The sequence below is a fragment of the Neolewinella persica DSM 23188 genome (assembly GCF_000373105.1).
In the GTDB taxonomy this organism is placed as follows: domain Bacteria; phylum Bacteroidota; class Bacteroidia; order Chitinophagales; family Saprospiraceae; genus Neolewinella; species Neolewinella persica.
Map to the genome: position 1 here is coordinate 73,241 of NZ_KB890441.1, position 12,038 is coordinate 85,278.

Sequence of the window (12,038 nt, forward strand, 5' to 3'; positions counted from 1 at the left end):
ATGTCCACCATTAACGTCGCCCTGCTCGGCTACGGCCTCTCCGGTCGCTACCTGCAGGCTCCTTTTTTTAAAGCCCATTCCGGATTTCGGGTAACCAGGGTAATGACCAGTCGGACAAAGGAGTTGCACGAAGTATTCTCCAACCTCACGCCAACGGCAACTGCGGAGGAGGTTTTTTCTGATAAGACCATCGACCTGGTTGCCATCGCAACACCTAATGCCACCCACTACGAATTGGCCCGCGCAGCATTGAAAGCTGGAAAGCACGTACTGGTCGACAAACCTGCCTGCGCCACGGCTGCAGAACTACGGGAATTGCGGGACCTGGCGGAAGCCAGTAGGCTTCAGCTTTTTGTTTTCCAGAATAGGCGGTGGGACAGTGACTTTCTCACCGTACGGCAAGTACTAAAGAGCGGAGAACTTGGCCAGTTGGTTGCCTTTGAAGCCCGCTACGATCGTTGGAAACCGGAACCAAACGCCAAGGCCTGGAAAGAAACCCCCGGCCCCGGTGCAGGGATGCTCTACGATCTGGGATCTCACCTGATTGACCAGGCGATCGCTTGCTTTGGTATTCCCGACCAAGTTAGCGGCCGGACCTGGATACAGCGATCATTTTCCACCATCCCCGATGCTTTTGACCTCCAAATGAGATACGATGGCTTTACCGCTGACTTGTCCTGTAGCCTGCTGGTACGGGAACCCACTCCACGCTATCGGCTGCACGGAACACTCGGTGCTTACGTCAAATACGGTATCGACGTACAGGAAGATCAACTAAAGGCTGGTATGTCTCCCTTAGCGACAGATTTCGGCCGGGAACCGGCAGCGCAGGATGGGATACTGCATACGGAGCGGGCCAATGAGGTCTTTCGGAGCACCATCCCGACCATCGCCGGTAGGTGGCTGGGCTTATTTGAAAACATGTACGACTCGATCACGGGCAAGGCAAAACCTGCGGTAACCTTGGAAGAAGTGATTGCGCAACTGGAGATCATTGAAACGGTAGGGGTGACCAGCCCCGATAGCGGTTTTACCATTACTGATTGACGGGTTAAACACCCTGTTTTTCTGATCTTTACTTTTTTCGGGCGGAATTCCACAGGTCGGTCGCCTACCGCTTTCTTTCGAAATGATACCGTTCCCTTTACAATCAACACGGTGCTAGTCAGTTGATTAGGCTGTTTTTCCACCTAAAAGACGAGTTTTCCACATGTTGAAAACGTTTTCCACATTGTGGATAAAATTAGATAAAATGTTAAGTGATTGATAATCAGCGCAAAAGCATGTTTTTTCCACACGGTGTGGAAAACTAAGGTGAAAATCTCTTAATCTTTAGTTTACCTTAGCCATTGTACGAGGGAAAACAACATTTTTTATGTTTTTCTTCGCTGTTCTTTATTACTGATACCACTTAGGCTAAGGCGGCATACTCCCTCTCCGGAATGGATGCCGCCTTAGTTAGCCTAAGCCCTTATTGGCTGCGGCTTCTACATTCACACTTTTCTCACGACCTCGGTTTTTACTATTCTTTCTTCCGCTGGCCATCCGGTCATGAAGCAGGTAGACTTCCGACGGCTCGTTCTTTCTTACTGATACCAAGATTTTTTAATTCGATTTTTATCATCTTTTTACCTGTTTCTGCCTAATGAATGCAAAGCTAGAGCCAATCCTCACCGAAAATGATGGTCGTTTCGTCCTCTTTCCCATCGAGCACGACGACATCTGGAAATACTACAAAGACAACGAAGCTTGTTTCTGGACCGCCGAAGAGATCGACCTCAGTGCCGACCTTGCCGACTGGAACAATAAACTCAACGACAACGAGCGGCACTTCATCAAACATGTGCTGGCTTTCTTCGCTGCCTCCGACGGCATCGTGAACGAAAATCTGGCGGAGAACTTCCTTTCAGAAGTTCAGTACACCGAAGCCAAGTTCTTCTATGGGTTCCAGATCATGATGGAAAATATCCATTCCGAGACTTATAGTCTACTGATCGATACCTACATCAGCGATCCTAAAGAGAAAGACTACCTCTTCAACGCCATCGAAACAATGCCCTGCGTGCAGAAAAAGGCCGAATGGGCCCTGCGCTGGATCGACAATGGCAACTTCGCCGAGCGAATTATTGCCTTTGCCGCCGTTGAGGGTATCTTCTTCTCCGGATCGTTCTGCTCTATCTTCTGGCTTAAGAAGCGTGGCCTGATGCCAGGACTGACCTTCTCCAATGAACTGATCAGCCGGGACGAGGGTATGCACTGCGATTTTGCCTGCCTGCTCTACACCAAGCACATCGTTAATCAGCTGGCCCCGGGCGTAGTTACCGGTATCATTAAAGATGCGGTGGAAATCGAAAAAGAATTTGTCTCAGATTCCCTGCCAGTTAACCTGATCGGCATGAACGCCGACATGATGTGCCAGTACATTGAGTTCGTTGCCGACCGCCTTCTGGTGGAACTTGGCGAACAGAAAGTATGGAATGCTGAAAATCCTTTCCCATGGATGGACATGATCAACCTGCAGGGGAAGACCAACTTCTTCGAGAAGCGGGTAGGGGAGTACCAGAAAGCTGGTGTTACCTCTGACCGGGATAAGCAGGTCTTTAGCCTCGACGAGGACTTCTAGTCATTGAATTGCTGAGTTGGTGAGTTGCCGAGTGGCTACCGCTGCTTCCACTCACTTTGCTTCGCTCGTTCGCCTACCTCGTACGGCAGCAACTCACCAACTCAGTGACTCAAAAACCCACTTTGCACCTGCGGCCGCGCCCATAATGCAACGCTTGCCTAACTTCTCACACCTGCCCCGCCTACCACATGCGGAGCAACTCAGCGACGCACAGCTCGCTAACTCACTCCTCACACCTGCCCCGCCTGCCTCGTGCGGTAGCAACTCACCAACTCAGCGACTCAAAAACACACCAACTCAATGAAAGTCATCAAGCGCTCCGGCCGTCCCGAGGACGTCTCCTTCGATAAAATCACCGCCCGCATCAAGAAGCTTTGTTACGGGCTTGACGAGAACTTCGTCGACCACATCAACGTAACCAAGAAGGTCATCCAGGGCCTCTACGACGGCGTTACCACCGTCGAGCTCGACAACCTCGCAGCCGAAACGGCCGCCAGTATGAGCACCGTGCACCCCGACTACGCGCAACTCGCTGCCCGTATCGCGATCTCTAACCTGCACAAAGAAACCGACAAGTCGTTCTCCGCTACCATGGAGGCTCTGTACAACTACGTTGACCCCAAGACCGGCGAAGCTGCCGGCCTCATCGGTGACGATACCATGCAGGTGATCCGCGACAATGAAGCGAAGCTCGACGCGGCCATCATCTACGACCGCGACTTCGAATTCGACTACTTTGGCTACAAAACCCTCGAGCGCAGCTACCTGATGCGCATGGACGGTGCCGTGGTGGAACGCCCCCAGCAAATGCTGATGCGCGTTGCCGTCGGCATCCACCAGGAAGACATTGACTCCGTCATCCAGACTTACCAGCTGATGAGCGAGAAGTGGTTCATCCACGCTACGCCTACCCTGTTCAACTCAGGTACGCCAAAGCCACAGATGAGCTCCTGCTTCCTCCTCAGTATGACGGACGACAGCATCGAGGGGATCTTCGAAACACTGCGCCGCTGTGCGCGCATCAGCCAGAGTGCTGGCGGTATTGGTCTCAGCATCCACAACATCCGGGCTACGGGCAGTTACATCAAAGGTACCGGTGGTACCTCCAACGGCATCGTGCCGATGCTGAAGGTATTTAACGATACCGCGCGCTACGTTGACCAGGGTGGTGGCAAGCGCAAGGGCGCCTTCGCCGTTTACCTGGAACCATGGCACGCTGATATGTTCGAGTTCCTGGAACTGAAGAAGAACCACGGTAAGGAAGAAATGCGCGCGCGCGACCTCTTCTACGCCTTGTGGATGAATGACCTGTTCATGGAGCGCATCAAGGCTGACGCCGACTGGAGCCTCTTCGACCCCAGTGAAGCGAAAGGCTTGTTCGATGTGCACTCCGGCGAATTCGAAGCCCTGTACCACCAGTACGAAGCCGAGGGCAAGGCGGTCAAGACCGTCAAGGCCCGTGACCTGTGGACGGCCATCCTCGACAGTCAGATCGAAACCGGTACGCCTTACATCCTATATAAGGACGCGGCCAACAAGAAATCCAACCAGCAGAACCTCGGTACCATCCGGAGCTCAAATCTCTGTACGGAGATCATGGAATACACCAGCCCCGACGAGGTGGCCGTGTGTAACCTGGCCAGCCTGGCGCTGCCCAAGTACGTGAAGGAAGACAAGACCTACGATTTTGATCGCCTCGTGGAAATCACCCGCGTGGTGACCCGTAACCTGAACAAGGTCATTGACCGGAACTACTACCCTATCGAGGAGGCGCGTACCTCCAACATGCGCCACCGCCCGATCGGCCTCGGCGTTCAGGGGCTGGCAGATGCCTTCATCATGATGCGCATGCCGTTCGACTCTCCGGAGGCGCGGCAGATGAACAAGGATATCTTCGAAGCGATGTACTTTGCAGCCTGTACGGAGTCCATCGAGTTGGCTAAGAAAGAAGGACACTACCAAACTTACCCCGGTAGTCCTGCCAGCAAGGGCGAACTTCAGTTCGATCTTTGGGGCGTAACCCCCAGCGACCGCTGGGACTGGGCCGGTCTGAAAAAGGACCTCGCCAAGCACGGTATGCGCAACAGCTTGCTTGTTGCACCAATGCCGACGGCCTCCACCAGCCAGATCCTTGGTAACAACGAATGTTTCGAGGCTTACAGTTCCAACATGTACACCCGCCGGACGCTTTCCGGTGAGTTTGTGGTCGTCAATAAGCACCTGCTGCACGACCTGATCGGCCTTGGCCTCTGGGATAACAGCATGCGTAACCGCCTGATGCAATCCAACGGTTCCATCGCGTCGTTCACCGACGTACCACAACACCTCCGCGACCTGTACAAGACGGTCTGGGAGATCAGCCAGAAAGTGGTGATCGACATGGCCGCTGACCGTGGTGCCTACATCTGCCAGAGCCAGTCGATGAACCTCTTCGTAGAGGACGTCAACCACGGTAAACTTAGCAGCATGCACTTTTACGCCTGGTCTAAGGGCCTCAAAACCGGCATGTACTACCTCCGTACCAAGGCTGCGCGCGATGCCATCCAGTTCACCGTTGATAAGACGCTCACAAAGCAGGGCGAGGAAGGCAACGGCGAAGTGAAGCAAGGCAAGCGTAACCTGAAGGCGGGGCCGCAGGTGCAAAGTGATGATGCCCAGGCAAATGCAGTGGTTGCAGAACCTGCCGTCGTCGTCGCTTTAGCTGAAGTACCGGAAGTAAAGGCGGAGGCCAAGCCTTCCCCCGCTGCCGCCGGCTTCGAGGAGCTTACCGCTGCCGATGTGGAGAACGTTGGCAAGGCTTGTAGTCTGGATGATCCGGATTGTATTGCTTGTAGTGCGTAGATATCGCCCAAATTGATTAGAAGAAAAATCCCGGAGCCAATGATTTTGGCTTCGGGATTTTTTTGGGCGGGTGCAATGCGGGAGGCGCGCGCAATGTGGGAGGCGGGTGCAATGCGGGAGGGGGCAAGCCCCTCCCGTACGTGCAATCATTTGTTTTGCCTGTAGGAGAGGGGCTTGCCCCCTCCCGCAATGCCCGCCCAGCCCAGCCCCCAAATCATCCCCCATGAAATTTATCCCGCGCCCAGGTCTGCACATTATTGCGGATGTAATGCCGGATGCGCCGGGCCGCCTCCGGCGTGCGGATGATGATTTCGTAGAAGCTGCGGTGCCAGAGTTTGCCGAGGCATTCGTTGTTGGTGTTGGCGAGGGCCATGCAGTCGCGGTAGGTCAGGGATTTGTAGGCACCGATGATGGCGGATAGGGTGGGGGGGGGGGCGATATCACGGGCAGGGGTAAGCCCCTCCCATACCCCACCATCATCGTTTATCTCGTAGGGGAGGGGCTTGCCCCCTCCCGCTTTATCGTCCCCATCGACATCGCCTGCATTGCGCCCATCGTCCCCGCCGGCCGTATCGCGCGCGCGCCCATTGCCACCATTGCGGCCATCGCCATGCCCCCCATCGCCCCCATCAGCAGCATCCCATTCCCCCAAATATATCACCCCATGCATATGGTTAGGCATAATCACGAATTCGCCGAGATCAATATGTGGGTAAGCAGCCGCCAAGGCAAGCCATTGGTCATGCGCAAAGTGGCCATAAGCATTGAGGTGTATCATGCCGTTGGTAATAGGTCCGAAAAGGTGCCTGTGTTGGTCACAGCAGATGGTAATGAAGAAGGCATTAGGACGGCTGTAATCGTAGCCGGAGAGCCGGATAGCTTTGCGGGTTCTCATGGTTAATGGGTTAGGGCGTTTCAGTGAAAGTAGGTTACAAGCAATATTAAAGCAAATTAAGTTTTTAAATTTTAAAAACCCATTTTTGTGTTTAATGGAGGATGGGGTAGCCTTACCACCCTCCCTGGAGCCAGCAATCTGCAGCCAATTTACCCTGCTCTTTAAGCCTTCCTCCTGCACCCGCGCGCCGTCGCCCGTAGGTACTATGTCAGGAACCAATCGGCCACTTGCCGCATACAAGATAATTTGAGTCATTGACCCTGGCCCCTGTTCGCGACAATATCTAAACCGAGTATTTCTACCCAATCCACTACCGATATCTACGTGGTTTTCCCACGAGTCTGCTCTTTCTTACCCAATAAAAGCTGTCCTTAATCAATAATAGGTTCAGGGTGAACGTGCAGCAAAGCCAGCATCCAGGGCCGAACCATGATGATAAACCCATTTTGCGGAGAATTGTAAGTGCTGTGGAATTGATATTAAATAAAAACATATTCGACACACTGCAAAAATGATTTTACCGTAGAGGAGCAGGTCATCACTTTTACATGACCACCAATTCCTACCCATAAAATGGCTTCTTTCCCCACCTACATGGTTATCCCGGTTCTCTTATTACTCGTCGCCATGGAACTATGGCACGAACGAAGTCACGGAGGCGGTACCTATACTTTTCAGGGCGCCCTGGCCAACCTCAATGCCGGGATGGTGGAGTACGCCGTTGGCGTTGGGACCCACGTCATCGTTGTAATTGCCTACGTATTGCAATACGAAAACATCAGCGTAGTGACCTTGCCAGCTAATGTTCCCGGCATATTGCTGGCCTTTGTACTGTATGAATTCTGTTATTACTGGAAGCACCGGCTGGGCCACGAGGTCAATTTCATGTGGGCCGGGCACATCGTACATCACCAGAGTGAGGAGATGAACTTTACCACGGGCGCCAGGCTGAGTTCCAGCTCCCCATTATATGATATTGTCTTTTACATACCGATGGCCATGCTAGGCATTACGCCGGCGGTATACATCGGCTGCAAGGCGGTGTCTTTGGGCTACCAGTTCTTTTTACATACCGAGCATGTCCGGAAGCTGCCGGCCTGGGCGGAATTTGTCCTCAATACGCCCTCGCACCACCGGGTCCACCACAGCTGCCGGGAGGAACACCTTGATAAAAACTACGGTTCGCTGATCATTTTGTGGGACCGGCTATTCGGTACCTTTGCCGACGAAGAATTACAACCGGTATATGGCACTACTGAGGCAACGGCGAGCCTGAATCCGATTACGGCCAACCTGGTTTACTACGGCAACCTGGTTACCTGGCTGCGCAGCAGCCGCACCTGGTCGGATGCTGGCCGTGTCCTCTTCGGCCGGCCTGATGAACTACCCGAATACCTGCCTAAGGCCAGTGGCGGTAGCCCGACCATCAACCAGGGGCCGCAGGCAGACCTCAGGTGGTATGCTTTAGCCCAGTTCAGCGGTGCCATCGGTGCCGTTTATGGCTTACTTCGGTATGGTTCCGATTTACCACTGCCGATTCTTATCATTGGCGTTATATGGGTACTTTGGACCGCCGCACAGGTAGGGAATATCCTGGAAAGAAATATTGAGGCAATCTTGTGGTCCGAGGTCATCCGGCTCCTGGCCACTTTACTGGTTCTGGGCCTGCTATACTTCTGGTTAACCTTGCCGGTGGTGCTCCTAATGATCTTGGCAACAATGTATGCTGCATCAGCCTTGGTGCTGTTTCGCAGTTACTTTTACAGCATGCGCCTGATGGTTTGATTTGGGCGACGGCGCGCAGGTGCAAAAAGTGTTATGGAGCAAAGTAGGTGTGGCCTGCTGCTACGCTTTCCAGCCGGGCAACAATCCCTGGTCCGCCTAACGACCTGACAGAAGAAATTTTACGCATCGCTCTGGTCCGGCTTTTTTACCTGCGGCCCCGCCAAAGTGATTTTGGTAGCCATTGATTTTTTTAGAAAAGGTTAAATAAAACAAGTTTTTCTGTTGTCTATGACCTTAAAATCAACCGAGAAATCTGCTTTTCTTTTTTTGATACGGAATTTAATGTTACTTTTATCATTGAATTTTAGGCATTTGGCCATATATCATGAAAAATTAAGCTTACCTAATTACCTCAAATCTGTCCTCAGAGGTACCTTTTCTTTTTTTGTGATGGTTGATTTGACCTTGTTTTTGACCTTGTCCAGGTCATGCAAGTAATTCTGTATGTGTAAACACCGTCCGTGATTGCAAATCAGAGGTTTATCTTTTCAATTATTTGGTTAGTTGTCTTTATTTTAGTGTAATCGGAGCTATTTGCAGCTCTAAAACAGTGTCTCTCGTGAAGAAAGTTTTACCTATTTATCCCACAGGCTCAGGCCAGTGGACGCTCAAACTCCTGTTGCTTAGCCTGTTTGTTGGCGGCATTTTAGCTCCCGCACTTAACGGTAACGATCTCATAAGGTCCTTCCTGTTTGAAGCAGCTGGCGACATCCATTATCCTGCTCAGGCCACGGCCGCCGTTTACCCCGACGCACTGATTTGGTCGGTGGAAAAAGCTGACGTGGCATTTGGAAATGACCCCGAAATTTATTCGGAGGTCGAAGTTGTATTTCAGGACAAATCAGAGGTAGAGACCTTCCTTCAGTTAGGCCTGGACCTGGATCACTTCCACCCTGAACTTGGTGTTAACCGCGTCTTACTGCCTAAGGGGGAACTCCAGATTTTACGGAATAACGGCGTTACTTTCAAAGTAACGGTTGACGATATGGCGAGTGCCATCGAGCGTAGAAACCTCGATTACCTGGCCGCCAACCCAATCCTGGAATCGGAAAAGACTACCTCCGGTTTTGAACTAGGCAGTATGGGAGGCTTTTACACGTACGCTGAAGTGGTGGCCCAGTTGGATGAAATGAAGGCACTTTATCCTACGTTGATCACGGATAAATTCAGCATCGGTACCTCCGGTCAGGGACGTACCATTTGGGCAGTGAAAATCTCCGATAACCCAGACACAGATGAAAGCGCTGCCGAAGCACCCGTATACTTTGATGCACTGCATCACGCCCGTGAGCCAGCAGCAATGGCTACGGTCATTAATTATATGTTCCACTTGCTGGAGGGGTACTCCACGGACCCTGGCCTTCAGTACATTGTCGAAAACCGGGAAATTTTTGTGGTCCCCGTCGTTAACCCTGATGGCTATGAGTACAACCGCTCTACCAACCCTAATGGGGGAGGCCTTTGGCGGAAAAATCGCCGGGTCAATTCCGGGTCCTCCTGCCGCGGTGTAGACATTAACCGTAATTATGATACTGATTGGTCAAATGCGTCAAGCAGTAATCCTTGTTCCGATAGCTACCATGGAACCGCTCCTTTTTCTGAACCAGAAGCCCAGGCTATTCGTGATTTCGCAACGTCTGTAGCCGCTCCAATTGCCTACACAACGCATACTTCGGGGGGATACTGGTTGGGACCCGACTTTAGTAACAATCGTGCTGACTTTGCCATCCACGCTGAGTTGATGAACGACTGTATGCAAGAAAACGAGTACATCCACGGAGACGCGGACATCATCCTGGGCTACGTAAGCGGAACGACGCAAGGCTGGTTGTACGAAGAATTAGGCGCATTAACCTGGACACCGGAAATCGGTACAACCGGATTTTGGCCCTCTATTCCTGAAATACTTCCACTGGTTAATGAACAGATTAAGCCCTACGAGTATGCTTGTTGGGTTGCTGGTGCACTTGCTGACTACCAAGGCTTTACGGTGACAAGCAGCCAGGGGCTCTCAAGTGTCGCCCCGCTTGATTTCGATATTACTATCAAGAATAAAGGCTTGACGCGTACCGCTCAAGGGGTAAATGTTGTAGTAACGACGGATAATGCCGGTGTAACGGCTGCCGCAGGTAGCCAGTCTTACGGCAATATTGCATCCAGAGCATTTGCAACCAACGCTTCTTCTTTCAGCTTTAACGTAGACCCTTCCGTCCCTGCGGGAACGGTGGTTACCTTCTTTGTTGACGTTAGCCAGGATGGTGTTATTTCTGATTCGGATTCCTTCCAACTTACCGTAGGCACACCAACAATTCTTTTCAGCGACGATGCGGAATCTGGTAGTGGTGCATGGAGTAATGGTGGTAGCGGATCAACGTGGCAAACCTCTACGGAGGATGCCTACACCGGTTCAAGCTGTTTCGTTGATTCACGCATCAGCCATGCTTCCGGAAACAGAAATTTCTCTACTAACGCTGCCATCTCGCTCGCTGGAACTACCAATCCTCAGCTGGAATTTGCGGCAAAATGGTCGATGTACCAAAAATATACGCGCTTACAGATTTCAGTCAATGGTGGCGGTTGGTCTAACCTATCGGCCTCCGGAATGGGCACCGCCAATGGTGGTCCTGCTTACGTTGGTAATGAGCGGTGGACTTATCAGGTAATAGATCTGAGTTCTTTCGCAGGTCAATCTGTACGGTTCCGTTTCGCTAATTTTGGCGGAGGTACCAACCCGGATGGCTTTTATTTTGACGATTTTAAAGTGGTGGATTATGTAACCGCTCCGACTTGTTCAGACGGTATCCAAAATGGTAATGAGACGGACGTCGACTGTGGTGGCCCTGATTGTGCTGCTTGTCCTACGTGTTCGGACGGTATTCAGAACGGCAATGAGACGGGCGTCGACTGTGGCGGCCCCGACTGTGCCGCTTGTCCTACCTGTACGGACGGCATCCAGAACGGTAACGAAACGGGCGTCGACTGTGGCGGCCCTGATTGTGCTGCTTGCCCGACCTGTACGGACGGCATCCAGAATGGTAATGAAACGGGCGTCGACTGTGGCGGACCGGATTGTGCTGCTTGTATAACTTGTTCTGATGGCATCCAGAATGGCAATGAAACGGGCGTCGACTGTGGTGGCCCTGATTGTGCTGCTTGNGGACCGGATTGTGCTGCTTGTATAACTTGTTCTGATGGCATCCAGAATGGCAATGAAACGGGCGTCGACTGTGGTGGCCCTGATTGTGCTGCTTGCCCTACCTGTACGGACGGTATCCAGAATGGTAATGAAACGGGCGTCGACTGTGGAGGACCGGATTGTGCTGCTTGTATNGGTATCCAGAATGGTAATGAAACGGGCGTCGACTGTGGAGGACCGGATTGTGCTGCTTGTATAACTTGTTCTGATGGCATCCAGAATGGCAATGAGACGGGCGTCGACTGTGGCGGCCCTGATTGTGCTGCTTGCCCTACCTGTACGGACGGCATCCAGAACGGTAACGAAACGGGCGTCGACTGTGGCGGCCCTGATTGTGCTGCTTGTCCTACCTGTACGGACGGCATTCAGAATGGTAATGAAACGGGCGTCGACTGTGGCGGACCGGATTGTGCTGCTTGTCCGACCTGTACGGACGGTATCCAGAATGGCAATGAGACGGGCGTCGACTGTGGCGGTCCTGACTGTGCTGCTTGTCCGACCTGTACGGACGGTATCCAGAATGGCAATGAAACGGGCGTCGACTGTGGCGGTCCTGATTGTGCTGCCTGTATAACTTGTTTCGACGGTATCCAGAATGGTAATGAAACGGGCGTCGACTGTGGTGGCCCTGATTGTGCTGCTTGTCCGACCTGTACGGACGGCATCCAGAACGGTAACGAAACGGGCGTCGACTGTGG

The 12,038-nt window shown here is 52.4% G+C and carries 6 protein-coding genes; 5 read left to right on the plus strand and 1 reads right to left on the minus strand.

The window, feature by feature from the left end:
- From B036_RS29870 to B036_RS0117685, 3 genes are all read left to right on the plus strand, one after another.
- Positions 1 to 1,047, plus strand: a complete 1,047-nt coding sequence (locus B036_RS29870; protein ID WP_020570066.1) for a Gfo/Idh/MocA family protein — start codon at positions 1 to 3, stop codon at positions 1,045 to 1,047.
- A gap of 598 nt (positions 1,048 to 1,645) precedes the next feature.
- Positions 1,646 to 2,623: a ribonucleotide-diphosphate reductase subunit beta gene (locus tag B036_RS0117680; RefSeq protein WP_020570067.1), complete on the plus strand. Its 978-nt coding sequence runs from the start codon at positions 1,646 to 1,648 to the stop codon at positions 2,621 to 2,623.
- 300 nt (positions 2,624 to 2,923) lie between these two features.
- Complete coding sequence (locus B036_RS0117685; protein ID WP_020570068.1) at positions 2,924 to 5,464, plus strand: ribonucleoside-diphosphate reductase subunit alpha; 2,541 nt, start codon at positions 2,924 to 2,926, stop codon at positions 5,462 to 5,464.
- Positions 5,465 to 5,678: 214 nt separating this feature from the next.
- Here the strand turns inward: B036_RS0117685 and B036_RS0117690 are convergent, their stop codons facing one another.
- A complete protein-coding gene (locus B036_RS0117690; RefSeq protein WP_157472201.1) occupies positions 5,679 to 6,359 on the minus strand; it encodes a transposase in 681 nt (226 codons plus the stop codon).
- Between the two features lie 573 nt (positions 6,360 to 6,932).
- Here B036_RS0117690 and B036_RS29875 point away from each other — a divergent pair.
- Positions 6,933 to 8,144, plus strand: a complete 1,212-nt coding sequence (locus tag B036_RS29875; RefSeq protein WP_020570070.1) for a sterol desaturase family protein — start codon at positions 6,933 to 6,935, stop codon at positions 8,142 to 8,144.
- A 1,129-nt stretch (positions 8,145 to 9,273) separates the two neighbouring features.
- Positions 9,274 to 12,038, plus strand: a 2,765-nt coding sequence (locus tag B036_RS32295; RefSeq protein ID WP_455014822.1) for a M14 family zinc carboxypeptidase, incomplete at its 3' end; no start/stop codon positions are given.

Bases quoted from the DNA above. Each gene is read 5' to 3' on its own strand.
- B036_RS29870 (WP_020570066.1), top strand. From the start codon at position 1: ATGTCCACCATTAACGTCGCCCTGCTCGGCTACGGCCTCTCCGGTCGC.
- B036_RS0117680 (WP_020570067.1), top strand. From the start codon at position 1,646: ATGAATGCAAAGCTAGAGCCAATCCTCACCGAAAATGATGGTCGTTTC.
- B036_RS0117685 (WP_020570068.1), top strand. From the start codon at position 2,924: ATGAAAGTCATCAAGCGCTCCGGCCGTCCCGAGGACGTCTCCTTCGAT.
- B036_RS0117690 (WP_157472201.1), bottom strand. From the start codon at position 6,359: ATGAGAACCCGCAAAGCTATCCGGCTCTCCGGCTACGATTACAGCCGT.
- B036_RS29875 (WP_020570070.1), top strand. From the start codon at position 6,933: ATGGCTTCTTTCCCCACCTACATGGTTATCCCGGTTCTCTTATTACTC.